25 protein-coding genes and 1 other annotated feature are annotated in these 24,833 nt (G+C 39.4%); of the genes, 6 read left to right on the plus strand and 19 right to left on the minus strand.

Translation table 11 applies throughout. The features are described from left to right. Window positions 1-29: 29 nt before the first annotated feature. From ACFQWC_RS09290 to ACFQWC_RS09300, 3 genes are all read left to right on the plus strand, one after another. Window positions 30-431 carry a globin domain-containing protein gene (locus tag ACFQWC_RS09290; protein WP_341357807.1) on the plus strand — a complete coding sequence of 134 codons (402 nt, stop codon included), beginning with the start codon at window positions 30-32 and terminating at the stop codon, window positions 429-431. Beyond that, complete coding sequence (locus ACFQWC_RS09295) at window positions 424-1,290, plus strand: ClpXP adapter SpxH family protein (protein ID WP_341357806.1); 867 nt, start codon at window positions 424-426, stop codon at window positions 1,288-1,290. Before ACFQWC_RS09290 ends, ACFQWC_RS09295 begins: the two co-directional genes overlap by 8 nt. Window positions 1,291-1,575: 285 nt before the next feature. Further along, window positions 1,576-1,764 carry a hypothetical protein gene (locus ACFQWC_RS09300; RefSeq protein ID WP_299740282.1) on the plus strand — a complete coding sequence of 63 codons (189 nt, stop codon included), beginning with the start codon at window positions 1,576-1,578 and terminating at the stop codon, window positions 1,762-1,764. 113 nt (window positions 1,765-1,877) lie between these two features. On the opposite strand, the gene pepF is transcribed toward ACFQWC_RS09300, so the two are convergent. The 12 genes from pepF to ACFQWC_RS09360 form a co-directional block, all read right to left on the minus strand. Beyond that, complete coding sequence (gene pepF, locus ACFQWC_RS09305) at window positions 1,878-3,701, minus strand: oligoendopeptidase F (RefSeq protein WP_377106965.1); 1,824 nt, start codon at window positions 3,699-3,701, stop codon at window positions 1,878-1,880. A gap of 88 nt (window positions 3,702-3,789) precedes the next feature. Next, the gene (locus ACFQWC_RS09310) at window positions 3,790-4,977 is read right to left on the minus strand and encodes a competence protein CoiA (protein WP_299740279.1); all 1,188 of its coding nucleotides are present in this window, start codon (window positions 4,975-4,977) and stop codon (window positions 3,790-3,792) included. Window positions 4,978-5,066: 89 nt separating this feature from the next. After that, window positions 5,067-6,572: a cardiolipin synthase gene (gene cls / locus ACFQWC_RS09315; protein WP_299740277.1), complete on the minus strand. Its 1,506-nt coding sequence runs from the start codon at window positions 6,570-6,572 to the stop codon at window positions 5,067-5,069. A gap of 78 nt (window positions 6,573-6,650) precedes the next feature. Further along, window positions 6,651-7,322, minus strand: coding sequence for an adaptor protein MecA (gene mecA / locus ACFQWC_RS09320; protein WP_299740275.1), 672 nt, complete (start codon window positions 7,320-7,322; stop codon window positions 6,651-6,653). Between the two features lie 356 nt (window positions 7,323-7,678). Further along, entirely contained in the window at window positions 7,679-8,074 is a 396-nt protein-coding gene (spxA, locus tag ACFQWC_RS09325) for a transcriptional regulator SpxA (protein WP_032089161.1), read from the minus strand. 302 nt (window positions 8,075-8,376) lie between these two features. Beyond that, on the minus strand, window positions 8,377-8,949 hold the full coding sequence (locus ACFQWC_RS09330) for a GNAT family N-acetyltransferase (RefSeq protein WP_299740263.1): 573 nt from the start codon (window positions 8,947-8,949) through the stop codon (window positions 8,377-8,379). A gap of 291 nt (window positions 8,950-9,240) precedes the next feature. Further along, complete coding sequence (locus tag ACFQWC_RS09335; protein WP_377107272.1) at window positions 9,241-10,437, minus strand: putative glycoside hydrolase; 1,197 nt, start codon at window positions 10,435-10,437, stop codon at window positions 9,241-9,243. A 226-nt stretch (window positions 10,438-10,663) separates the two neighbouring features. Beyond that, entirely contained in the window at window positions 10,664-11,599 is a 936-nt protein-coding gene (locus ACFQWC_RS09340; protein ID WP_299740261.1) for an ABC transporter ATP-binding protein, read from the minus strand. Continuing rightward, on the minus strand, window positions 11,599-12,669 hold the full coding sequence (locus ACFQWC_RS09345) for an ABC transporter ATP-binding protein (protein ID WP_377106969.1): 1,071 nt from the start codon (window positions 12,667-12,669) through the stop codon (window positions 11,599-11,601). The genes ACFQWC_RS09340 and ACFQWC_RS09345 overlap by 1 nt, the downstream gene beginning before the upstream one ends. Window positions 12,670-12,688: 19 nt before the next feature. Continuing rightward, window positions 12,689-13,714, minus strand: a complete 1,026-nt coding sequence (gene opp3C, locus ACFQWC_RS09350; RefSeq protein ID WP_299740259.1) for an oligopeptide ABC transporter permease — start codon at window positions 13,712-13,714, stop codon at window positions 12,689-12,691. Then, on the minus strand, window positions 13,714-14,643 hold the full coding sequence (gene opp3b, locus ACFQWC_RS09355; protein ID WP_299740257.1) for an oligopeptide ABC transporter permease: 930 nt from the start codon (window positions 14,641-14,643) through the stop codon (window positions 13,714-13,716). The genes opp3C and opp3b overlap by 1 nt, the downstream gene beginning before the upstream one ends. 172 nt (window positions 14,644-14,815) lie before the next feature. Then, window positions 14,816-16,471 (minus strand): peptide ABC transporter substrate-binding protein, encoded by a 1,656-nt coding sequence (locus ACFQWC_RS09360; protein ID WP_299740255.1) that lies wholly within the window; start codon window positions 16,469-16,471, stop codon window positions 14,816-14,818. Between the two features lie 509 nt (window positions 16,472-16,980). Here ACFQWC_RS09360 and ACFQWC_RS09365 point away from each other — a divergent pair. Together ACFQWC_RS09365 and trpS are read left to right on the plus strand one after the other, a co-directional pair. Continuing rightward, window positions 16,981-17,364, plus strand: a complete 384-nt coding sequence (locus ACFQWC_RS09365; RefSeq protein ID WP_299740253.1) for a DUF3899 domain-containing protein — start codon at window positions 16,981-16,983, stop codon at window positions 17,362-17,364. 43 nt (window positions 17,365-17,407) lie between these two features. Beyond that, window positions 17,408-17,639: a binding site (T-box leader), on the plus strand. A 51-nt stretch (window positions 17,640-17,690) separates the two neighbouring features. Further along, window positions 17,691-18,689, plus strand: coding sequence for a tryptophan--tRNA ligase (gene trpS / locus ACFQWC_RS09370; RefSeq protein WP_377106973.1), 999 nt, complete (start codon window positions 17,691-17,693; stop codon window positions 18,687-18,689). Between the two features lie 126 nt (window positions 18,690-18,815). On the opposite strand, the gene ACFQWC_RS09375 is transcribed toward trpS, so the two are convergent. The 5 genes from ACFQWC_RS09375 to ACFQWC_RS09395 form a co-directional block, all read right to left on the minus strand. Further along, window positions 18,816-19,565, minus strand: a complete 750-nt coding sequence (locus ACFQWC_RS09375; protein ID WP_299740249.1) for a YjbA family protein — start codon at window positions 19,563-19,565, stop codon at window positions 18,816-18,818. Window positions 19,566-19,649: 84 nt separating this feature from the next. Next, a complete protein-coding gene (locus ACFQWC_RS09380; protein ID WP_299740246.1) occupies window positions 19,650-19,871 on the minus strand; it encodes a YuzI family membrane protein in 222 nt (73 codons plus the stop codon). Between the two features lie 150 nt (window positions 19,872-20,021). Further along, window positions 20,022-20,783 carry a DUF2268 domain-containing putative Zn-dependent protease gene (locus tag ACFQWC_RS09385; RefSeq protein WP_377106975.1) on the minus strand — a complete coding sequence of 254 codons (762 nt, stop codon included), beginning with the start codon at window positions 20,781-20,783 and terminating at the stop codon, window positions 20,022-20,024. Window positions 20,784-20,885: 102 nt separating this feature from the next. Next, window positions 20,886-22,130, minus strand: coding sequence for a beta-ketoacyl-ACP synthase II (fabF, locus tag ACFQWC_RS09390; protein ID WP_299740243.1), 1,245 nt, complete (start codon window positions 22,128-22,130; stop codon window positions 20,886-20,888). Window positions 22,131-22,174: 44 nt separating this feature from the next. Next, entirely contained in the window at window positions 22,175-23,107 is a 933-nt protein-coding gene (locus ACFQWC_RS09395; protein WP_299740242.1) for a beta-ketoacyl-ACP synthase III, read from the minus strand. Window positions 23,108-23,308: 201 nt separating this feature from the next. Between ACFQWC_RS09395 and ACFQWC_RS09400 the strand changes: the two genes are divergently transcribed. Beyond that, the gene (locus ACFQWC_RS09400; protein ID WP_341357801.1) at window positions 23,309-23,524 is read left to right on the plus strand and encodes a hypothetical protein; all 216 of its coding nucleotides are present in this window, start codon (window positions 23,309-23,311) and stop codon (window positions 23,522-23,524) included. A 48-nt stretch (window positions 23,525-23,572) separates the two neighbouring features. On the opposite strand, the gene ACFQWC_RS09405 is transcribed toward ACFQWC_RS09400, so the two are convergent. Next, on the minus strand, window positions 23,573-23,761 hold the full coding sequence (locus ACFQWC_RS09405) for a ComZ family protein (protein WP_299740238.1): 189 nt from the start codon (window positions 23,759-23,761) through the stop codon (window positions 23,573-23,575). Continuing rightward, window positions 23,758-24,726, minus strand: a complete 969-nt coding sequence (locus ACFQWC_RS09410; RefSeq protein WP_299740236.1) for a BMP family ABC transporter substrate-binding protein — start codon at window positions 24,724-24,726, stop codon at window positions 23,758-23,760. Before ACFQWC_RS09410 ends, ACFQWC_RS09405 begins: the two co-directional genes overlap by 4 nt. Window positions 24,727-24,833: the final 107 nt, after the last annotated feature.

Consider the following 24,833-nt stretch of genomic DNA (forward strand, 5'->3'; position numbering starts at 1 on the left):
TACAATCTAAGTAAAAAGGAGTCATTCTTATGGTCGAGAAACCACAAATGCCTTATAATCTTATCGGCGAAAAGAAACTCTCCATGCTCGTTGAAGCTTTTTATAATAAAGTAGCGAATCATCCCAAGTTGGCACCCATCTTTCCGGATGATTTAACCGAGACAGCTCGCAAACAAAAACAATTTCTAACTCAATATTTAGGTGGTCCTGCGATTTACACAGAGGAGCATGGTCACCCTATGCTGCGTGCAAGACATCTTCCGTTTCCCATCACAGAGGAACGGGCAAAGGCTTGGTTAAGCTGTATGCATGAGGCAATGGATGAGGTCAATCTAGAGGGTCCAGTAAGGGATGACTTTTTTCACAGGCTGGTATTAACCGCCCATCATATGGTAAATACAGAAACACCAAAGGGCTCTGCCATTGACTAGAACAAATAGCTGGCATCACCTTAAAGGATGTGGACGTAACAAGAAACCTCTAGAAATATATATGTTTGTTGACCCTCTTTGCCCGGAATGCTGGGCGCTTGAACCAATCCTAAAGAAATTACACATTGAATACGGACAATACTTTCGTATCCGCTATATCTTAAGCGGACAGCTCGCCTCCTTAAACCTTGCAACTAAACGAAAGCAGGAAGATTTAGCTCAGCAATGGGATAAAACAGCGAGTCGCTCCGGAATGTCGTGTGACGGAAGCTTATGGATTGATAATCCGATTGATTCTCCTTACCTGGCTTCATTCGCCATTAAAGCAGCAGAGCTTCAAGGAAAGCATTCGGGAATTCGCTTTTTAAGATTTTTACAAGAACGATTATTCCTGCAGAAACAAGACATCTCGAACATTGAGGTACTAAAGGAATGTGCACAGGCAGCAAAGCTTGATCTAAATGAATTTATGAACGATATTAACTCCTCTTCTGCATCCAAAGCGTTTCAATGCGATGTCAAGATCACGTCAGAGATGGAAGTGGAAGAAATTCCGACGCTAGTCTTCTTTAATGAGAATATTGAAGATGAAGGTTTAAAGATCACGGGATTGTATTCTTATGAGGTCTATGTTCATATTATTGAAGAGATGCTTGCGTCAAAACCTGAAAAGCAGCCCTTGCCTCCACTGGAAGTATTCATGAAATATTATCGTGTTGTCGCATCGAAGGAAATAGCCGTTGTCTATGATTTATCTATAGAAGAGGTAGAAAAGCAAATGAAGAAATGGACACTTCAGCAAAAAGTAAAAAGGCTCCCTGCAAAACATGGGACCTTCTGGAAATATATAAGCGATTAATTATTTCAGTATAATTAAAATAAGCCTATAAACAAGAAAAGCCGATGTTGTTTCCAACATCGGTTTTTCAATACGAACAAAGGGGATGGGAGAAATTTTTCACGGTCAAACAAAGGGGTATATGTTTGCTTGTGATCAACTTCACACTGATAATATATCACGCATCCACTTGTATTGGCAAGTTGTTTGTATGGTATTTCACAATATTGTCAAAATCCATACATGTTCCCCTCTACTCTTTCATATACATAGATACAAGACAACTTATCACCGGAGGGAAATGATATGGCTTTAAAAATGAAATACGCAGTCCTCCTGCTGTTGATCCTGATCAGCTTCTTCATAAACATACTCGGACTCATGCGTCTGGTTCCAATCTATATAACATCCCCCATTCTCTTTCTCTCACTCCTACTCTTCTTCCACTCCCTTGGAAACCGCAACCGCTTCAGGGGATTCAAATCATTGAAATGAGGGACGGACCTTCAACTTGCAAATATTTTTTACTATAAAAAACCCCCAGAGGATAAGGAATTCCTTATGCTCTGGGGGTTTTCATTTGGAACTGTATACTTACACCAATCTAATTATTGAAGTTTCTCCAGCAGTTCTTCCATTTCATTCAACTTTTCTTCAAAGACCTTGCACGCGTCTTCAACCGGCTTGGAGGTTGTCATGTCCACCCCTGCTTTTTTCAGGACTTCAATCGGGTAGTCAGAGCTTCCAGCTTTGAGGAAGTCGATGTAGCGTTTCACCGCCGGCTCTCCTTCTTCAAGAATTTGCTGACTGAGAGCTGTCGCTGCAGAGAATCCAGTCGCATATTGATAAACATAGTAATTGTAGTAGAAGTGAGGTATTCGAGCCCATTCCAATCCGATCTCTTCATCGATCGAAATGTCTTCTCCGAAATATTTCTTATTCAATTCATAATATTCTTTCGTCAAGAATTCAGATGTAAGAGCTTCTCCTTCTTGGGCTTTCTTATGAATGAGGTGTTCAAACTCTGCAAACATGGTTTGACGGAAAACGGTTCCCCTGAATCCTTCTAAATAATGATTTAGGAGGTACAGTCGCTTTTTCTCATCATCAATTGTGTTTAATAGATAATCATTCAATAGTGCTTCATTACACGTAGAGGCCACTTCAGCAACAAAGATGGAGTAATGACCATAGGTGTAAGGCTGGGCTTTCCGCGTATAATAGCTGTGCACACTATGACCGAACTCATGAGCAAGTGTAAATAGATTATTCACATTATCCTGCCAGTTCATAAGGATATACGGATTTGTTCCGTATGCTCCTGAAGAATATGCCCCGCTTCTCTTTCCTTTGTTCTCGACTACGTCCACCCAACGATTGTCAAAGCCTTCTTTCAGGACATTGGCATATTCATCACCCAAAGGCTTTAAGCCGTCAAGAATCATATCCTGTGCTTCATCATAGCTGATGTCCATCTTGACTTCTTTCACAAGAGGCGTATATAAGTCATACATATGAACTTCATCCAAACCTAATACTTTTTTACGAAGCTTCACATACCGCTGCAGCAAATGAAGGTTTTTATTGACAGTATCAACAAGATTATCATACACCTGTTCAGGAATATTGTTATTTGATAATGCTGCATGTCTTGCTGAATCATAATGTCTTACGTTTGCCACAAAGTTATCTTTCTTCACTGCTCCACTTAATGTAGAGGCAAAGGTATTTTCGAATTTCCCGTATGTTTCATATACTTTCTTGAACGCTTCTTCCCGGACACGCCGATCACTGCTTTCCAGGAAACGGATGAAACGGCCATGTGTGATGTCAACTTCTTCTCCGTTTTCATCTTTAATGCTTGGAAACTCCAGGTCTGCATTGTTCAACATACCAAACGTATTGCTCGCAGCACTGAACACCTCAGAAGCCTGAGCAAGCAGTGCTTCTTCCTCTGCTGATAGAACATGTGGGCGCTGTAGATTAATTTCCTCTAAAGCATGCTTGTATTTCTTCAGATCTTCTTTTTCGTCAAGAAACCCTTGCAGCTTACTTTCCTCAATCGATAGCACTTCGGGTACTAAATAGGCAAATTTACTTCCTAATTGTGTATAAAGACTTTTGGCGCGGTCATCGAGACCCTGATAGTAAGAATTCGTTGTATCCTGATCATAGCGCATATGAGAATATGTATAAACCTTACCCATACGTTCCATAATTTCATCCTGAAAGGCAAATGCTTTATATAGCTGATCTGCACTATCCCTTAATGTTCCTTTAAACTCGTCTGCTTTGCCGGTCAATTCTTTTATCTCTTTATATTCTTTTTCCCACGCTTCATCACTTTCAAATATATCTTCCAATCTCCACGTTAACTTCTCCTCTACCTCTTTTCTACCAGGCAGACTTTTCGTAGCTGTATCTTTTGACATATACATCCTCCATTCTGAAATCTACAGAAAATTCCTTATAGTTACATTCTCTCTTATCTAAGATTTTCCTGCAACAAAACAATCTTTGTTAGACCTTTTTTAATATATGCTTCCATTTAGGAAAAAAATCATGCTGATGCCGTTCGAAACCTGGGAAATTGTCTGGACACATCCATGGCGCCGATAGCTGAAGATCACCATTCTCCAACGTTCTAACAACCTTCATGTCTTCTAGCAGGGTCAAATAGCTTTTCACTATTTCCTCGAGCAGCCCCCCCACCCCTACTAAAGGAAGCGAACGAAACTCTAAATATCCTCTATCTATTCTCTTCTTTATCACCTCAACCACTCTTTCCTCTGAAAAAAAGAGTTCCTTCTTCATACAATCCTTCCATATATAATATTGCCATTCGACCGAATGATTCTTGAATTGTAGTCCATGAGGTAAGACCGGTATACCAACGAACAAAGGCAAATATAAAAAAGTATCCCCTTCTCGATAAACTTCCCGTAAAAATAAATCATCTTTTGCGTTACCATAATGAAGTTTATTATAGATCCACTTCATTCGGAATTGATTCCAATTTTTTAAAAGGTGTGGGCGATTGACTGTAGGATGTGGAATGGATAATGGAAGAGTGAATTCCTCAATGGGTATCCTGACTGGAGCGGCACTAATAAACGCTGATGCTGAAACAGGAATGAGATGAGTAAATAATTGGAATCTTCTTTCTTCAGGAGAAAAATGGAGGAGAAAGTAGTGTAATTGGGGCGAGTATCGGATAAATGCTTGCTGAAATGAAGGTAAATGCAAGTTTCCTTTTTTCTTAACTGGCTGGGTGAGAATCCATAGGGGAGTGATCTCTTCTCTTTGATAACCCTGTGTTCTGGAGAAGATATCGGAAATGGGAATAGAGGAACATTGGATTTCAACGGCTATTTTTTTCGATTCTGTTTTTACATATACATCAGCGATTTGCTGAAGATTTTTAATATAATGCTCAACCTTTACTTCTTTAAAATGCAATTTTAACCTGTCATATAAAAGTTGCTTACTGAGTAGATGTCGGGGAGACTCATGCTGCTTTCCTATCTTACAATGAGACTGTGGGTGATGAGCAAAATGTGGAACTTTCTGTTTTCCAATCCGCAGGTTCAATGGGGATAAGCAGTGGGGACAGCGGAATGGAAGACTCTTTTTTCGCAGACTTATCAATTCCTCTCTTGAATAATGAATGGTTGACAACACCTTCTCTTGAAATACAGCTGTTAACATAGAACACCTCCTCCTACAATCATTCGCCAAAAAAAGTGAAATTCCTGCAAAAAAACCTTCAAGTTAATAAATCACTTGAAGGCTTCTTCTTATAAAAGAGGTGACATTAAGCGGGAAGTGGATTCTAATAAGCGATAGCCAAGATGTCTTTTTTGAAACTCTTCCAACTGTAGTTCTTCTGCATCCTCTAGATCATGTAAATATTCTTTCACAAGTGAATTCGTGCTTTCTGTTTTATAAAGAAATGCATTGACTTCAAAATTCAAATGAAAACTTCTCATATCCATATTTGAAGTACCAATCGAAGCCATTTCTTCATCTACAATCACAATTTTGCTGTGCATAAAGCCCTTTTGATATTCGAAAATTCGGGCTCCTGCTTCAAGAAGATCGGGAAAATAAGACCTTGAAGCGTGAAACACAATTCGTTTATCAGGTTTATGCGGCACCAAAAGTCTTACATCCACACCACTTAAGGCTGCAATTTTCAGAGCTGAGAAAATATCTTCATCCGGTATGAAATAAGGTGATGCTACCCATACACTTTTTCTTGCAGAAGTGATCATTGAGAAGAAAATATTTTTCAGAACGCTCAATTCATTATCCGGTCCTCCTGCAATCATTTGAACTCCACCATCGTTCGTATTTTCCATTGGATCCGGGCTTAAATACCCTGGAGTTAAGAAATCATCATTCGTCATATAATACCAATCTTGAAGAAAGATAAGCTGCAGCGTCCGTACGGCTTCACCCCTTACAAATAGATGGGTATCCCTCCAAAAGCCAAACTGAGGATTCTTGCCTAAATACTCATCGCCAATATTAAGGCCCCCAACAAATCCAATACTTCCATCAATAACGATAATCTTACGGTGATTTCTAAAGTTGAACTTATTATTAAGTACTGGGATTTTTACGGGGCCAAACGGAACCACTTCTATCCCTGCATCTTTTAATTCAGCAATATAGTCCTTTGATAATTGCCAAGCCCCGACCGCATCATAAAGGAAGCGAATTTTCACACCATTATTCGCCCGTTCAATAAGAATATCCTTAATCTGATTTCCTATATCATCATGCCGGACAATATAATACTCCATATGAATATGATGCTTCGCAGTCTTTAACCACTTAAGGATTTCCCCGAATGTCTCAGTACCATTGGTTAAAAGTTTGGTTTCACTAGAAAAAGAAATGGCACTGTTCCCTATTCGCTGAGCAAGCTGAAAGTGCTTTTCCTGAAACATGCCAAACATATCAGCGTTCATTTCCTTAGGACCAGGCTCATATTTATTATAAGTTTCCTTGTCCAATATGTACTTCTTCTGATACATTTTCTCTTTCCTGTAGTTACGGCCAAACAATAGATAAAAGATAAAACCAAGTATGGGAAAAGCACCTAATACGACTAACCATGTTAATGTTTGAGTAGGATGACGATTCTCAAAGAAGATAAGGAATCCGATAACAATTACGGAGAATGTAAAAACCAAACTAATATACTTCACCATACCTGATAGGTATTGATCAAAATAAAGTATATAGCTTAACACCAGAACAGCAATAAATAGGAGGACTCTCACAGTATTTTTCATACCTCTAACACCTTCCACTGGCTTAATGATACAAATAAATAAAAAAATACCGATTTCTAAATGAAACCGGTATTGTCCTTACGAAAAGTGTCCACTTAATGTCTCAAACACATGTTCATTAATGACTACTTTTCCATACTCTTCAAGGCGATGAACGGTCATTCGTGACTCATCCGCATATTCAAGCAGTATACTTAACATATTGTCGATATTTTCTTCCGAGAAGTGCTCTTCTGAAAATTTGACGTAAATAAAATATTTATTTTCGAATGCAAGCAGCTTTGTTTCCAGATGATCTAATGGCATATCCTTCATCCGATGGGACAGAGAAATCGCATCTTCAAAATCATTAAATTTCAACGTGAAATCCAGTGCTACTTCTGCTTCTCCATCTTGATCTTGTTTGATTTGGAAATGCTGATCCAAAAGTTCTTCAATGCGTTCATCTACAGGAAGTTCCTTGAGTTTATCCTCTGGAATAGGTAACTCAAATCGCTGACCATCCTTTGAAACCTGAGCTCTTGTAACGAGTACTTCAAGCCCTTTATCTAACGCTTGAACTTGAATCCATAGCGGTCCTTCTATACCGAAATCTTCTTCTTGATGAACCTCATCCATCATTTCCCAGAAGAGTTCTTCACTTCTTTCGCGATTATACCAGATTTCCTCACGATCAAAGCCGCGATCTTCTATATCCCCATAGGAAATATAGAACTTGACGGTATTTTCATTAATGCGTTCGATTTCCATTTAACACCTCTCCCTTCTTGCATGATGTTAGTGAAGGGACTACACCCTCTGAGCTTTAAGCCCGATTGCTGGTGAAGATAGAAGATACATTTAGGTTAGTTTGTACCTTGTACTTCTATTTTATGATATAAACACTGAAAATGGAATAAAAATAACACCCATTTTTTTCTTCACAAATCACACTATTTAACGCGTTTTTGACATTTTAGCGAATATTTGCAGAAAATTCAAGTGTTAATACTTAATCTAATATAAAAGGGGTTGACCCCAAAGGATACGCAACGTTCCTTAAAGGGTCAGCCCCTTTTACTTATATATTCTCATACATAAAGAATGCGTGAGAAAGAAAGGATCCTTTAGTTTACCATTCTTTGAGCTTCTAGAAGTTGGAACGTACGAACCTTCCTTGGAAGGAATCGTCTGATTTCATCTTCATTATATCCTACCTGAAGACGTTTTTCATCCAATATGATTGGTCGTCTTAAAAGCCCAGGGTTTTTCTGGATAAGCTCGAACAGTTCTTGAAGTGGTAAAGTTTCTAAATCTACATTAAGCTTTTGGAATGTCTTAGAACGGGTTGAGATAATTTCGTCTGTTCCATCCTCAGTCATACGAAGGATCTCCTTGATTTCATCAATGCTTAATGGCTCAGAAAATACGTTTCGCTCTGTATATGGAATTTCATGCTCTTCTAACCAAGCTTTTGCCTTACGACAAGATGTACAACTAGGTGAAGTGAATAATGTAACCACGAATCATTCACACTCCCTTAAGGATTTTTTATTATATAGAGTATTTTATTTAAACAAAAGCTGTTAATTAAAATTAGTTTAAATAAGAAATCTCTATTATGTATTATACATGAATTACTGTCCCTTGAACATAGTTTTAACTAATTTGTCAAATTTCCTATACATAGGTTTAACATACGTCATATGATCTCTTTCTAATAACGCTTTACCCGGTTCAAAAAGAGAATAAACATGATATAGAACATTTCCATATTTTCATTTAGAAAACCTTATTGCGAATGAACAATAAGGTTCTTTTACATTTAGAGGTTTTTCAGTACATCCCCATCACGATCTTCATCTTGCTTCAAGACTTCTTCAACCGGCTGGTATGACGCTCCATAAAACTTCTTGTCATTATAAGTATGGATTAATTCATATGTTTTCTTCATAGAGTTGAAGATCAGGTCTTCTGACTCTTGATTCGGAACCCAATAAAGGATTTCCATTTCATTGATTTCGTTTGTAGCGAGAGAACGACGTGCATATCCTATACTAACAGCATGCTCGAAGCCTTCACGCTTGTAAAACTTCAAGCGCTTCTCCGTATCGCTGTCATCATAGTCCACGGGCTCTACCTCTAAAATGATGGCTTTGTTCTTTTCTTTTAACTTCTCAAGTAATTTATGACCTAAGCCTTGTCCCCGGGCATCCTTTGAGACAAAAAGATAATCAATAAAGATAAAGTCATCAAGTTCCGCATACATAAGTACGTGGTGTGGCCCCTCATCTTTATGATAGATGTCACTTCTTTCTTTGAGTAATGACTCAAGATGTTCTTTTGATTTCATTTCCTCTACCGGGAAATACTGATTTAACTTTTCATACCAATGCATGGATCTACTCCTTTAAAAGAATTTTGGATGACATTGACTAACGGGATACAATTATTTTTCTCAGAAAAAAAATGTTTATGTTAGATGTTAGTCTTATCCGTGGGATAAAAGTACGGAATCACAGGCTTGAACGCCTATGAAGAGGGTAATGTGGTTGAAAGCGGTTAATCTTACCAATATATTAATCATAACAATAGATGAGCATTTTTTCAAATCGAAAAGCTTAAATCATACATAGTACCAATGAAAACAGAAAAGCCTGCCCTGTAAATGACAGGGCAGGCTTGCGGCTTATGGTGTGTAGTCAACACCTTCTGTATACGTATTCCCCGCATCCCATAAAAGGAACTCTTTGATTCCTTGATCATTTAATGCTTTAATTTGCGCCTCAACCTCTGCCTTCCCGTAGGCTTTATAGTTTCCACTGCCTAACCAGGAAGCGGTAAAGTCCTGCAGCCACGGTCTTGATATAGGCGGGTTTTCCAATTCCGCTAATTTAGATTTTTCAAGCTTCGCATACTCAGAAACCAATTCATAAGGTTGTAAATCAGGTTTTGCGATTCCGAAATATGGCGTCCAATGACTCGGATAAATCATCGAAGAAATCACATCAACATTATCAGATATTTTCGAAAAATTCTGCCCGATACCCGGTGCCTCTGGAAGAGTTGCTGTATACCCGAAGATATCGACAGAAACCTTTACGCCATAAGGCTTCAGCTTTTCACGGGCATACTCTACAAAATCCGTAACAGCATTCACACGTTTTTGTACGTTATCGGTATCATTACTTGCATACTCGCCTCCGTCGTACTTCAGCTCACCATCACGCTTCTCGAAACCTTCAGGGAAACGAACATAATCAAATTGGATTTCCTGGAATCCCATCTTCGCGGCTTCAATCGCTATCCCTACATTATAGTCCCATACTTCTTTCAGAAATGGGTTCACAAAGGATTCTCCCCTGCCGTTTTTCCATACCTGACTTCCATCTTTAAAGGATAATTCCGGTTTTTCGTTCGCCAAAATCGTATCTTTAAATACAACGACCCTGGCAATCGGGTAAATCTGTTTTTCTTCAAGTACCTTTAAGATTGCTTTGGGATCTTTGATATAGGGTTGCCCTACTTTAGCGTATGGTGAAGATTCTTCAGGTTCGTATGTAACATAACCGTGATCATCTTTAATATCAATAACCATGGCATTCAGATCCGTATCATCCATTAGTTTCGTTAAACTTTCAAATCTCGCTCCACCAGCAGAGTGACCTGTAACATAAACCCCTCTCACCGCATCAGGATATTCAAATGTAAAGCCGGAATCATATGCAAACCTTGGGGCGGGACTTGCTATCTCTTTCTTACTTAAAGAAAGACTTCTCTTCTCGTGGGCTGCCGCCCCGTCTCCTTCAGCACTCGCTGTTTGGAACGGCAATGCGCACATTGTGATTAAACATAAGGATGTCGCTACCTTACTCCATTTCAAAATAAACCTCTCCTCTATTAAATAAGCTATCTAGTAAAATATGTAACACCTTATACTATTCTAACAAGGAAATAACTTGAAAGAAAAGGGGTATTACTCCTAATCTGTCGAAATTTCCAAGGAAATTAAATATCTTCATTATATTGTATTATTTTCATGTACAAATAGAATACATCAAACATTCAATAAAAAAAGCTCCCCTCATTAAAGGGAGCTTTTAAAAAGAATTTTAGTTTTTGTACTGAGCTTTATATTGCGCAAATTCTTTGTCTGAGCAATATACGAAGTGTCCAGGTGCCACTTCACGCATTTCAAGATTATCTTCCTCTGTATAGTTGTGAACAGAAGGATTATACTCTTTTCTTCTGCGTGTGCGCTCATACTCAGGATCCGGTAATGGAATCGCTGATAATAGTGACTGAGTATAAGGGTGAAGAGGGTTTTTGTAAAGCGCATCACTTGGAGCCAATTCGACTAATTTACCATAGTACATCACTCCGATACGGTCGCTGATGTATTTTACCATGGATAGATCATGGGCGATAAATAAGTACGTTAAGCCCTTCTCTTTTTGTAATTCCTGCATCAGGTTAACAACCTGTGCCTGGATCGAGACGTCAAGAGCGGAAATCGGCTCATCGGCAATAATGAAGTCTGGATCCACCGCAAGGGCACGGGCAATCCCGATACGCTGTCTTTGACCACCTGAGAATTCATGGGGGTAGCGACCAGCGTGCTCTTTATTTAAACCAACTGTTTCAAGTAAATCATGAACCTTTTTCAAACGTTCTTCTTTAGAAGAAGCCAATCCATGAATGTCGATACCTTCTGCAATGATATCAGCTACCTTCATACGAGGATTCAAGCTTGCATAGGGATCCTGGAAGATCATTTGCATTTTACGGTTGAATTTCTTTAATTGTGAACGTGACTTTTTACCGTGAACGTCCTCACCATTAAATAGAACTTGACCGTCTGTGGCATTATACAAACGAATAATCGTACGACCAGTCGTAGATTTACCACATCCGGATTCCCCTACCAGACCAAGGGTCTCACCTTTATATATATCAAAGCTGATATCATCAACAGCTTTAACCATATTCGGCTTACCAGGGTTAAAGTACTGCTTTAAATTCTTAATTTCTAATAACTTTTCTGCCATTATGAACGAACCCCCTCAACAAGTACCGGCTCTTTGTAATTAGAAGGCATTTGTCTTTGTCTTAATTTAACGATTTCAGGTGGCTCAACTTTTGGAGCACTAGGGTGCAATAACCACGACTTCACATAGTGAGTATCAGAAACCTGATAATATGGCGGCTCTTGTTCAAAATCCACTTTTAAAGCATATTCACTGCGGAGGGCAAAAGCATCTCCTTTAGGTGGATTTAAAAGATCCGGCGGTGTACCGGGGATAGCAACTAATTCTTGTTCACCTTCAGTTTCTGTTGTAGGCATCGAACCGATCAATCCCCACGTGTAAGGGTGACGTGGATCGTAGAAGATTTCATCCACAGTACCTGTTTCTACGATTTGACCACCATACATAACCGCCACACGGTCAGCCACATTTGCTACAACACCAAGATCATGTGTGATGAAAATGATTGATGTATCAATTTTATTTTGCAGATCTTTCATCAGCTCAAGAATTTGTGCCTGAATCGTTACGTCCAATGCTGTTGTAGGCTCATCTGCAATCAGGATCTTTGGATTACATGCCAAAGCAATCGCGATGACGACACGCTGACGCTGACCACCGGAAAACTGGTGGGGATATTGCTTGAAACGTGTTTCCGGACTAGGAAGACCTACTAATTTAAGTAACTCGATGGCGCGTTTTTTCGCATCATTTTTACTCATATTTTGGTGTTTCACAAGCGGTTCCATGATTTGCTTACCAATCGTCATCGTTGGGTTCAGAGACGTCATTGGATCTTGGAAAATCATAGAAATGTCTTTACCGCGAATTTTCTGCATATCCTTTTCAGGTAACTTTGCTAAATCTTTACCCTCAAATAACATTTCCCCCCCTTTAATAAAGCCTGGAGGATTTGGAATTAATCTCATTAGAGCTTTCGTAGTAACTGATTTCCCTGAACCAGATTCACCAACGATCGCTAGTGTTTCACCTTTATCTAAATGAAAATCTACACCACGGACAGCCTGAACTTCTCCTCCATGCGTATTGAAGGAGACGTGTAGATTATTGACTTCTAAAATTTTTGACATATTCATAATCTCCCTTCCATTACTTACGCATTTTCGGATCTAGTGCATCACGCAATCCATCGGCCATTAAGTTAAAACTTAAGATGACTAATGAGATGACGGCTGATGGAACCAGCATCATATGCGGAAATGACTGGATTGATTTGTACCCATCATTAACCAATGATCCCAGTGATGCTCTTGGTGGAGCAATCCCCAATCCGATAAAGCTTAAGAATGCTTCTGTGTAAATCGCAGCAGGCACTGTGAACATCGTGGTAATGATAACAGGTCCCATTACGTTTGGAAGTAGGTGTTTAAAGATCAAACGGTTGCTCGTAGCACCAAGTGTACGTGAAGCTAGAACAAATTCCTGATTCTTCAACTGTAATACTTGACCACGAACGATCCGGGCCATACCGGTCCAACCGGTTATAACCATGGCCATGGTTATGGAGAATATACCAGGCTCGAATATCAAGATAAAGAGGATAACCACAATTAAGTTTGGAATCCCGACAAGAATTTCAATAATACGCTGCATGACATCGTCGACTTTCCCACCGTAATAGGCAGAAATCCCACCATATGAAATACCAATGATAAAATCGATGATCGCTGCAAGAATACCAATATAAAGTGAAATACGGGTACCGTTCCAAGTACGTGTCCATAGGTCACGTCCTAAATCATCTGTACCAAACCAATAGTTTTCTTTAACTTGTCTTGCTTCATATACATCAAAACCATCTGCATCTTTTCCGTCAAATGGTAACCAACTAATTCCTGAAAGCGCTTCAATTTTTGGTGGCAGCTTTGCATGCCGAATATTTTGATCGCTAAATTTATACTCGTTCATCATTGGTCCAAAAGCGGCAAAGAAGAAAATAATTGCCGTGATAATGATTCCAGCAATTGCTCCTTTGTTCTTCCGTAAACGAATCCATGAGTCCTGCCAGAAATTTAAGCTCGGACGCGAAATTTTCTCTGACTCGTCTTCCCTAGCCTTTTGAGGTTGGAAGAGGTCTGGACTAAGTTGATCTAGTTTCTTTTTGTTTGCTTCCATTATTTCTTCCCTCCAGCTAAGCGAATACGCGGGTCAATGATACCGTAAAGAATATCTACTAAGAATATTACACCGATGAATAATGCACTAAAGAAGAGGGTAATCCCCATAATAACGGTGTAATCATTTGTATTGATCGATAGAACGAATTGTTCCCCTAAACCAGGGACTGCGAAAATTCGTTCAACTACAAGGGATCCTGTCATAACCCCAACTGTCATTGGTCCAAGAATCGTTACAATAGGGATTAAAGCATTTCTAACAGCATGCTTTACAACAGTTGCCGTTTTAGAAATTCCTTTTGCTTTTGCTAGTAAAATATAATCGGAGTTTAATATTTCCAGCATTTCAGTACGCATAAAACGAGCAATGGTCGCTACTACGAATACTGTAAGTGCTAAGGTTGGAAGAATCGTATGTTTATATTCTCCCCATAGTGCCACGGGCAGCCATTCAAGTTTAACCCCGACGTAGTATTGCAGGAGTCCGGCAAATACGAATGAAGGAATCGATATTCCAATTACGGCTAGGAACGTCGAACCATAATCGAGCCATGTGTTATGTTTGATTGCTGCAATAATTCCAATAAGTAGCCCTAAGAAAGTACCTAATACCATAGCTTGGAATCCAAGAAGTGCGGAAGGACCAATACGATCTCCAACAATTTGTGTAACAGGACGATTATCGTATTGGAAGGACAACCCCAAATCTCCTTTCGCTAACCCGACCATATAGTTCACATATTGTTCTGGCAGCGGATCATTAAGACCGTATTTATCCATTATGATTTGTTGTTGTTCCGGAGTCAGCCTTTCTGCGTTTTGTAGTGGAGATCCAGGTAGGAGCTTCATCAGAAAGAAAGTGGCGGTTGCAATGATAAGCAAAGTGATGATCATATAAACGATACGTTGAATTGTATATCTGACCATTCTTTAGCCCCCCTTTTTTGTCTATTTTTTTCTACATTTTTAATTATATCGATTATCGACAAATTTTCAATGTATTTTTACTTTTTTGATAATTTTCGACATTCACTGGAAAAGGAGAGCATATGCTCATGCATACGCTCTCCCTTTTAAGGTTTTTCAATCGAGCCGATTATTACTCAATGTACGCCCATTTGTATGATGCATCTGCACCAAATGAGTGACGTAATAGACCTTTAACATATGGACGCTCTAGGAAAGCAGTTCCACGTTGGTACATCGGGCTGATCGCTTGATCTTCGAAAAGAATCTTTTCTGCGTCAACCATTGCTTGCCAACGAGCTTCAGGATCATCAAGAAGTTCACCTTTAGCTTGTTCAATTAACTTGTCATACTCTGGGTTAGAGTAAGCCATTTGGTTGTGTGCACCATCAGTTACGAACATGTCAACAAATGTCATCGGATCTGGATAGTCAGGACCCCATCCGGCGAATGAAACATCATAATCACCTTTAGATTCTAACTCAAGCTTTTGCTTGAATGGTTGTGCTTTGATTGAAACAGTTAAACCTTCTAAGTTTTGCTCTAATTGTTCTTTTAAGAATTCACCGATTTTCTTAGAGCTGTCAGAGTCATAGTTTAGTAGTTCTAATTCAATAGAATCTTTACCTAACTCTTCTTTCGCTTTAGCCCAATGTTCTGCAGCTTTTTCTGGATCGAAACCACCGAAATCACCTACAGCTTCACGGTACTCAGCACCGTCTGGGCCAGAAACGAAATCTTTTGGTACTAAGAAATATGCAGGAATTGAACCATTGTTAAGAAGAACGTCAACCATACCTTGCTTGTCATAAGCTGCATCAAATGCTTTACGAGCATTTACATTAGCCATAACTTCATTCTTTTGGTTTAAACGAAGGAAGAATACCGCAGTATCAGCCTTTGTTTTGAAGTTTTCATCTGATTTGTATTTATCTACGAATTCAGCTGAAAGACCAGCTACATCCGCTTTGTTTGTTTCATAAAGGTTTACACCAGTAGCAGTATCTTTAACGATGTTGAAGTTAACTTCTTTAAGCTTAACAGTTTCTGCATCCCAGTAACCGTCGTTCTTAGTTAATTTGAAGCTTTGCTCATGCTTCCACTCAGATAGTGTGAATGGACCATTGTAAACTGCAGTGTCAGCTTCAAGACCGAATTTATCGCCTTTTTCTTCAACAAACTTTTGGTTTTGAGGATAGAATGTTGCGAAAGAAAGTAAAGCTTTGAAATATGGAACAGCTGTTTCAAGCTGAACTTCTAGAGTTTTCTCATCAACCGCTTTAACACCTAATTCTTCAACTGGAACTTCACCAGCGTTAACTTTTGCAGCGTTTTTGATATCGTACATGATGTACGCATACTCTGCACCAGTATCAGGGTTTAAAGCTTTTTGCCAAGCGTAAACGAAGTCGTTAGCAGTAACTGCATCTCCGTTAGACCATTTAGCATCACGAAGTTTGAACGTGTAAGTTTTACCATCTTCACTGATTTGAGGTTCTTCAGCAGCCATACCAAGTACAGCCTCATCATTTTCACCTAAACGGTAAAGACCTTCAAATACGTTGTTCATTACTTTAAATGAAACAGCGTCAGTTGCTAGAGTAGAGTCCATTGATGGGATCTCAGAACTCTCTAGTAAGTTAAGTACCTGTTCTTTCTTTTCAGCAGACTCGCCGCCTTCACCAGATGCTCCTTCGTTGCCCTCAGTTTTCTTGTCGCCGCCACATGCAGCTAAGAAAGTACTTAGAGCCAGAAGAAGAACTAGCAAGAATGAAAACTTTTTCTTCATCTTGAAATTGACCTCCTCGTAAATCTCATATTTATTTATCTTCTAATTTTCAGAAGATTTGTTACTTATTATACATGATAGAGAAATTATTGCAATATGAATTTAACAGTTTTTTTGCAAAATTATCAGATTAATAGGTATATTGTTGTTAAAACCTTGATGTATAAGGGTTTTAACTGTTCATTTTAGAGAGTTTGTCCCATTACAATTGTTACAAACGTAAATTTTAATTACGGCAATTTCAATTGTATTGTGGAGGATCATTCCCCAACGCCCCCTCTACTTCTATTATAATTATAAGATTTACAGACTAAATATAAAAAATAGAATTTATACTCTATTCTCTTCAAGGATTTATGTGGAGTTAGGAGTTTCAAATGGATACGCACTATAAGGATTTCTGTCTCTTTTACCACACATTGCATGCTGAACTGAATATATATGAACGATGATTGAATTCTTCTTTACCCTTCATGTATACTTTTATAAAAAACAAATTAAGGAGTACTATGAAACGAATAAATTTTTTCTACATACCTACACTGCTGTTTTTCATCATCGTCTTTGCGACTGCTATTCTACAGGGGAAAAACCTCCTTCTTTCTATAATAGACAGTTTGTTCATTATCGGAATTACGTATGTTGCCATAGGAGCCCTCCTTTATATTTTTCAAAAAGGTTTTTTCAACGGAATCTTGTATGCTCTTAAGAGATTCAGAAACAGTACGAAACAAGGAAAATACATCTCCCAGTTTGATACACTGGATGAAACGAAGGATGCTCATGAAGAATACGGAATGCAGCGCTCTTATTCCATTACGCGATCATTTCTTATAGTCGGTACTATTTCGCTCGTACTTTCGATCACTTTGTCCTATCTCGTGTACACTTGAATTACGAACATTTATTTTATATAATAAATGTATATGAATGAGAGTATAAGCGTTGATGAAGAGTAGTACCTTTCATTATTGAATTATAGAGAGCTTGTGGTTGGTGAAAACAAGTATTCATGGAGAGGGAATGGACTTCTGAGCTTTATTTGTGAAATAGAGTAGCATATAACGGATCAACCTCACGTTAAAGAGGTTCCATGTTCACATGGACTAAGCTGACTCATTTGAGTACTTAGGGTGGCACCGCGGAAATGATCCCATTCGTCCCTATCTTCTATAGGACGGATGGGTTTTTATTTTGTTTATTTTGAGGAGGAAGTTAGATGAAGACAATCTTTAGTGGTATTCAACCGAGTGGTACGATTACGCTTGGGAATTACATCGGGGCAATGAAGCAGTTCACTGAGCTGCAGGAGGAATACAATTGTTATTTCTGTGTAGTGGATCAGCATGCAATCACGGTAGCACAGGATAAAATGGAGCTTCGCAAGAATATCCGCAGTCTCGCTGCACTCTATATTGCTTGTGGCATCGACCCGGATAAATCAACACTATTCATTCAATCGGAAGTTCCGGCCCACGCACAGGCAGGATGGATCCTGCAATGTGTGACGTATATTGGTGAACTTGAAAGAATGACACAATTCAAAGATAAATCACATGGTAAAGAAGCAGTTTCTGCAGGATTATTAACCTATCCCCCATTAATGGCAGCTGATATTCTTCTGTATGGAACAGACTTAGTCCCAGTTGGAGACGATCAGAAGCAGCATCTGGAATTAACGAGAAATCTTGCTGAGCGTTTCAATAATAAATACAACAACATCTTTACGGTTCCGGAAGTCCGGATTCCTAAAGTTGGGGCTCGTGTCATGTCCCTACAGGACCCATTGAAGAAGATGAGTAAGTCCGATGCAAATCAGAAATCATTTATCACGCTCCTCGACGATCCGAAGATGATTGAAAAGAAAATCAAAAGTGCTGTAACGGATTCAGATGGAATCGTGAAATACGATAAAGAAAACAAACCAGGAGTATCAAACCTCCTTTCTATCTATTCGATTCTTGAAGGCAGTTCAATAGAAGAACTTGAACAAAAGTATGAAGGTAAGGGCTATGGAGACTTCAAAGCTGACCTGGCTCAAGTCGTAATCAAGGCCATTAAGCCGGTACAGGACCGCTACTATGAATTGATTGATTCTGACGAGCTTGATGATATCCTTGATCGCGGGGCAGAAAAGGCTAACTTCGCTGCAAACAAAATGCTGAAGAAGATAGAAAAGGCCATGGGACTCGGGCGTAAAGAGAGAAAAAGAAAATAGTGATGGTGCCAAGAGCCTGCAAATTAGGCTCTTGGCTTTTTTATGGACATTCACATAACCACCTTTTCCCCCTACCCAAACAAAAAACCCCAAGCCCATCACGGACTCAAGGTTTTCGTTCACCAATTAATTTACCTTAGGACGATTCTCCACTTCCCATAGTTTTTCAAAAAAAGGTTGTCCTTTTATTAAGTTCTCGCAGAGAGTCAGATGCTTGTCCGACCAGCCATACTGTGTTTCTTCGTATAACATTTGCCAAATTTCTTCAAAGTCCATCTCTTGAATGGACCGATATCGCTGTGGAGCCCATTCCGTGTACCAGTATCGTATTTCTGCCGTGTTATTTGAGCTGTGAAGCTGATCCAGCGCCATAAATAATAATTGCTTCAACTGTCTTTCTTTTCTTGTCAGACCACTCATCATATAGGGACTCGGCGAGAGAATGTGGTATGAATCCTCTCTCTTTCCTTCAGGCTGAATGACGTACTGCATCGTTTCATGATTTTCTACCATTTCATAGACGAGTTGTTCCTGCCTTGGAATGAGCCTGCTTTTTCTGATTGGAACGGTATACCCGATTGTATCCACGGCAAGTATCCCTGTTCCATCTGTGACAATGAAGCAATAATCCAATTGAATTCGTTCATGGTTTTTTCGCAAGTATGCTTTTTGATAGACATTATTGAGCAGTTGTTGAGGTAACTCTGATAAATCATTCTCGATGTAATGAAACAGAACAGTGTCCACTTTAATGAGCGGAACTTGATCTAATAATTCAATAACGTCCTCTTTTCTCCACTCGTGAAAATGACAGACATTGTAGCCATTTTCTTCGCCTTCGAACCAATTTACCCATACATCATGAAGATATAACATGATTGACCCCTCGCTTTGCTACAATCTTATTTGTCAATCAGTATAGGCAAATCGGTGTAAATTTATTCCTGTTAAGCAAGTGTTTTATAGATAGTGATTATTTTTCCTTCGTGGAATATAGATTGAGATCGTGATGATGAGAATCCCTAAGAGAAATAAGTAGCATTCGACTCGGGTGGATACGAAGAGAATATAGTCTGTAAAGGTCATTCCAGTAGTGAGAAGGTTTAAATAGATGATTAAACTTACACCACCTGAAACAGCCAGTCCAAACCCTATAAATAATACAAACATTCGAAACACCATACCTTCCGCCTCTATCCTCGCATTAGAGATTTAGCTCGTCCATTCTTACTATAGTCTATGGAGTTCAAATGGAAGATATGACGATATAAAGAGCTTAATTTAATATCACCAGCACAGGAATCAGAATATGAATGGCTGATCCCCATTCTACTAAGATAAGAAGATCGATGAAGGTTTTCCTAATAGAGCTGTGGTAGACCTATCCTTTTGCTTAACATAATTTTGTACCAGGTAATAGCCGGCAGCATACCCCAGCATATTAGGGTAAGATTTCTGACCAAGAAGTAAGTAGTCGTGAAGGGGACTGCTTCGTTTCACATCCAAATTAGGCTTAATCCACTTCTCGAAATAAAGTGACATTTGTTTTTCCTGATAAGCCTTTGTCCAGGAAGCTACATACTTCTCCCCACAATACTCTCTGACAGCAAACTCTGCCAGCCCTTCAAAAATGATGGAATCTAATAGGGTGTATTGGCTATCTTTTTTGTTTAAGAGTTTCATTCTGACACAGTGATGGTATTCGTGAACAAATAGAGCTTCGTATTCTTTGGCATCTTCTTGATCTGCTACAAAGAAGAAAATTTCGTCTTTAAAGCATACACCTGATTTTTTCATTGAGGCTTGGAACATGCCTCTCTTTTCCTGAACGGGGAATAAATAGATTGGAACGTTCGGGCCATTCCATTTTCGTTTATACTTTTTTTCATAAAGGGAAAAACGCTCCCATATCTTACGTTCTTTCATTTTTGCATAAATATCCTCTGCGTGATGTGATGATTTAAACATGCCATGCTTCATGAGGTATTGATAAAACGACTTTTGATCTTCTTTCCCGTTTATCGTTTTCTTTAGAAGCTCTAAAGGTTTATGAATCGAATCTACAAGCCATTCATCAGTAGGAGCAACAGTCACCTTCATCCCTCTTTCCCAACTTTTTATCATGTATATGTAATAAAAAGAGGGTTCACAACAAAAAAACGAGCCTGCTAGCATATTAGCAGACCCGTTCTCATTTTAATTGTTATACTTTTTAAAGACGATCGTAGCATTATGACCACCGAAACCTAATGAGTTACTCATCGCTACATTCACTTCCTGTTTTCTTGCTTCGTTCGCTACATAATCAAGATCACAGTCCGGATCTGGTGTTTCGATATTGATTGTTGGAGGCAGTACATTGTCTTTCATAGCTAATACTGTAAAAATTGCTTCAACCCCTCCAGCTGCACCAAGAAGGTGACCTGTCATTGATTTCGTTGAACTCATGGCTAATTTATAGGCATGCTCTCCGAATACTTCTTTTACAGCCATCGTTTCGTACTTGTCATTGTATGGAGTACTTGTTCCGTGAGCATTAATGTAATCCATTTGCTCGGGTAGGATTCCACCGTCTTCTAAAGCCATTTTCATTGCTCTCGCTCCACCTTCTCCAGCTGGTGCCGGAGCTGTGATATGATACGCATCACCTGTACAACCATAGCCTACGATTTCAGCATAGATCGGCGCTCCGCGTTTCAGTGCATGCTCAAGCTCTTCCAGAACAACGACACCCGCTCCTTCTCCCATGACAAATCCGTCACGATTTGCATCAAATGGTCTTGAAGCTTTCTCAGGATCTGTATTGGTTGAGAGGGCTGTATTTGCACAGAAGCCGGCTACAGACATCTTCGTGATTGGTGCCTCTGCTCCACCTGACACCATGACATCCGCGTCTCCACGCTGGATGACTTTAAACGCATCTCCAATGGAGTTAGTTCCTGTCGCACAGGCTGTTACTGTACAAGAGTTAAAGCCTTTAGCTCCTAGCATGATGGAGACTTGTCCAGCCGCCATATCAGGAATGATCATTGGGACGAAGAATGGACTTACTCTGCGATATCCACGTTTTTGGAAGGTTTCATACTGCTGTTCGAACGTTTCCATTCCACCAATTCCTGAACCGATCCATACGCCGACACGGTGAGCATTTTCGTCTGTAATGTCGAGCTTCGAGTCTTTGACAGCCATTAACGAAGCTGCAATCGCATAATGAGTGAAGCGATCCATTTTTCTTGCTTCTTTTCTCTCAACACCGAAATCCTCGATATTGAAATCTTTCAATTCTGCTGCCACTTTGGCTGGATAATCGTCTGCATTTAAGCGCGTTAAGGGACCTACACCCGTTTTCCCTGCTAAAATATTCGTCCACGTTGATTCGACATCATTACCTAACGGGGTAACACTTCCCAATCCTGTTACAACTACACGTTTCTTGTTCATTTATTCCATCTCCTTTGTCTGCAAGTTATAGAAGAGAGTTCTATTTATTTACCCCAGCGCATGATAATGGCGCCCCAGGTTAAACCGCCGCCGAATCCTACCATGACGACTACATCGTTTTCTTTCACTCTTCCTGCTTCTAAATCTTCAACTAAAGAAACAGGGATAGAAGCTGCTGAAGTATTACCGTATTTATTTACCGTTTTAGACATCTTTTCAATCGGCAATTCCAATCGTTGTCTTGCTGCTTCCATGATACGAATATTGGCTTGATGGGGAATTAAAAAGTCAACATCTTCCTTCTTTAATCCCGCTTTTTCAATTACATTTACGCTCGATTCGCCCATTTGACGAACCGCAAATTTAAATACTTCGCGACCGTTCATGATGATATTTTCTTCCTGGTACAGATGTTTTGCACCCGATCCGTCTGCACCTAATTCAAAGGCAAGTATTCCTTTGCCATCTGGAACAGGCCCAAGTACTGCTGCACCTGCTGCGTCTCCAAAGAGAACAGCTGTATTACGGTCATCCCAATCTGTAATTTTTGATAACTTTTCAACTCCTACAACGAGCACATGCTTATACGCGCCATTGTCGATAAACTGCTTTGCCGTAATCATACCATACATAAATCCGGCACATGCTGCACTTAAATCCATTGCTGCGGCTTTCTTTGCTCCTAATCTTTCTTGAAGCAAGCAAGCTACAGATGGGAATGGCTGGTCAGGTGTGACCGTAGCCACAAGGATCAGATCAATTTCTTCTGCAGAGATAGCTGCATCTGCGATGGCCGTTTTTGCTGCTTCATAAGCCATGTCTGATGTGTCTGTTTCATTATCTGCTATTCTTCTCTCTTCAATGCCTGTTCTCGTACGAATCCATTCGTCTGATGTTTCCACCATTTTCTCAAGATCTGCATTGGTTACGACTTTCTCGGGAAGGTAACGCCCAATTCCAATAATCCCTGTATTCATACTGGCATTCCCTACTTTCTTTTTTTATGTTTTTTCTCTTATACTTTAGTTTATTATCAATTATTATGACTTGGTACTAATTTTATCGAAGATTTCTACTTTCTGCAATTATTTTTTCTTTTCCATTTCTTCTACGCGTTTGACCATACTCGTACAACCCTTCTCCTCATAGGTTATGTAGTAGGCAGAGGGGGTGAGAATATGTCTGAAGAAAAAAAGCTGCATCCATTTGATCAGATGATGTACGGAGGAAGGATCCCTAAAAAAGAAGCGCATCCTTCTCAGGAGAAGCGTGCAGGCAAAAATGAAGAAGGATCATTACTTGATGGCGTTCATTCCATTATGAATTCCATCGATGAATTGAAACCACTCTATAAGAAAATCAGTCCACTATTAAAGCAATGGACTATAAAGTAATAAAAAAACGGTTCATTGATATCGTCAATGAACCGTTTTCCTCTACACTTACTTGTTATGTAAGGCTTCCTGTTTGCCTAATTCATAGGCTTCACTCATGACTTGTGTAAACAGTGTCATAAATGGTTGCAGCATCTCAGGAGAGAACTCAACACCCGCTTGATCAAGTTGCTCTTTTGCTTGCGGGAAGTACTTCATGGCAATTTGCATAAATTCCATCGTTTTGTCTTGATTCATTGCTTCGATTCCTTTCCATTCGGCAATTTGCCTGTTTCGATATAGGCTTGAACATGTTGCTTCATCTCAGCTTGAAAGTCTTTTGGAATGACAGGACTATATTTCCCCATGGAAATGACTCCGTCTTCAAAATCAAATTCAAGGTTTCCTGAATCGAGCTCGTCATTTGCGAACCTTTCTGCAACTACACCATACAGCTTATCTGCATGCTGCACCGTACTCGTTAAAACCGTGGATTCCCCTAAATCAGATTGATCAGATACATAACCAATGGCATAGAGTCCCTTTTCCTTCAGCTTTTCGATTACAGATACATTATAGCCGTCACCTGCCGGATAAACAACATCGACTCGCTGATTCAATAAACCCTCCAGCTTTTCAAAAGCAATGTCTTGATCGTCCCAGTGATTGGTATACTCGATAATGAGCTCAGATTCACTTTTTTGGAATTTCGCTCCATCAATAAACCCTTGAACTTCGGGCTGCCATTCAAAAGCAGCAATCACTCCGACTTTATTCGTTTTAGATTGATAGGCTGCTGTCATGCCTCCGAAGAAGCCCATTGCATAGCCTTTAAATTGTAGACTGGTTGTATTCTCCTCTGTGGCATTTCCATTAAAGCTTACAAAATGCATATTGGGATACTCACCGGAAAGGGTGTTAAATATCTTGGAATATTCACTTCCGTGACCAAACACTAAAGTAACTTCATCATCATTATATGCTTTTACCGCTTGTTTAATTGATGTATCATTCTTTATACTCTCTTTATAGAAGACGTCAGCATCATAATCGGATTGAATCTTTAATAATCCTTTGTATCCTTTTGTTCCCCAAACCCCATCGTCTACGGTTTCCGGAACCAGTAAACCAACTTTTTCTATTTCAGCACTGTTTCCTGCTGAACAACCACTTATTCCAATGAGGAATACAATCAAGAAAATGGTGTAAAATTTCTTACTCATTTGCAGCAACTCCTTTAAAGCACGTGCAGCATCTATAAAAAGAATCAATAGAAAATGTTTACATCATACTTATTTTACCCTCATCCCTATCTACATGGAAAGAAAAA

It is taken from the genome of Rossellomorea sp. GCM10028870 (genome assembly GCF_042666755.1).
Classification (GTDB): domain Bacteria; phylum Bacillota; class Bacilli; order Bacillales; family Bacillaceae_B; genus Rossellomorea.

Bases quoted from the DNA above. Each gene is read 5' to 3' on its own strand.
- ACFQWC_RS09290 (WP_341357807.1), top strand. From the start codon at position 30: ATGGTCGAGAAACCACAAATGCCTTATAATCTTATCGGCGAAAAGAAA.
- ACFQWC_RS09300 (WP_299740282.1), top strand. From the start codon at position 1,576: ATGGCTTTAAAAATGAAATACGCAGTCCTCCTGCTGTTGATCCTGATC.
- pepF (WP_377106965.1), bottom strand. From the start codon at position 3,701: ATGTCAAAAGATACAGCTACGAAAAGTCTGCCTGGTAGAAAAGAGGTA.
- ACFQWC_RS09310 (WP_299740279.1), bottom strand. From the start codon at position 4,977: ATGTTAACAGCTGTATTTCAAGAGAAGGTGTTGTCAACCATTCATTAT.
- cls (WP_299740277.1), bottom strand. From the start codon at position 6,572: ATGAAAAATACTGTGAGAGTCCTCCTATTTATTGCTGTTCTGGTGTTA.
- mecA (WP_299740275.1), bottom strand. From the start codon at position 7,322: ATGGAAATCGAACGCATTAATGAAAATACCGTCAAGTTCTATATTTCC.
- ACFQWC_RS09330 (WP_299740263.1), bottom strand. From the start codon at position 8,949: ATGCATTGGTATGAAAAGTTAAATCAGTATTTCCCGGTAGAGGAAATG.
- ACFQWC_RS09340 (WP_299740261.1), bottom strand. From the start codon at position 11,599: ATGGCAGAAAAGTTATTAGAAATTAAGAATTTAAAGCAGTACTTTAAC.
- ACFQWC_RS09345 (WP_377106969.1), bottom strand. From the start codon at position 12,669: ATGTCAAAAATTTTAGAAGTCAATAATCTACACGTCTCCTTCAATACG.
- opp3C (WP_299740259.1), bottom strand. From the start codon at position 13,714: ATGGAAGCAAACAAAAAGAAACTAGATCAACTTAGTCCAGACCTCTTC.
- opp3b (WP_299740257.1), bottom strand. From the start codon at position 14,643: ATGGTCAGATATACAATTCAACGTATCGTTTATATGATCATCACTTTG.
- ACFQWC_RS09360 (WP_299740255.1), bottom strand. From the start codon at position 16,471: ATGAAGAAAAAGTTTTCATTCTTGCTAGTTCTTCTTCTGGCTCTAAGT.
- ACFQWC_RS09365 (WP_299740253.1), top strand. From the start codon at position 16,981: ATGAAACGAATAAATTTTTTCTACATACCTACACTGCTGTTTTTCATC.
- trpS (WP_377106973.1), top strand. From the start codon at position 17,691: ATGAAGACAATCTTTAGTGGTATTCAACCGAGTGGTACGATTACGCTT.
- ACFQWC_RS09375 (WP_299740249.1), bottom strand. From the start codon at position 19,565: ATGTTATATCTTCATGATGTATGGGTAAATTGGTTCGAAGGCGAAGAA.
- ACFQWC_RS09380 (WP_299740246.1), bottom strand. From the start codon at position 19,871: ATGGTGTTTCGAATGTTTGTATTATTTATAGGGTTTGGACTGGCTGTT.
- fabF (WP_299740243.1), bottom strand. From the start codon at position 22,130: ATGAACAAGAAACGTGTAGTTGTAACAGGATTGGGAAGTGTTACCCCG.
- ACFQWC_RS09395 (WP_299740242.1), bottom strand. From the start codon at position 23,107: ATGAATACAGGGATTATTGGAATTGGGCGTTACCTTCCCGAGAAAGTC.
- ACFQWC_RS09400 (WP_341357801.1), top strand. From the start codon at position 23,309: ATGTCTGAAGAAAAAAAGCTGCATCCATTTGATCAGATGATGTACGGA.
- ACFQWC_RS09405 (WP_299740238.1), bottom strand. From the start codon at position 23,761: ATGAATCAAGACAAAACGATGGAATTTATGCAAATTGCCATGAAGTAC.
- ACFQWC_RS09410 (WP_299740236.1), bottom strand. From the start codon at position 24,726: ATGAGTAAGAAATTTTACACCATTTTCTTGATTGTATTCCTCATTGGA.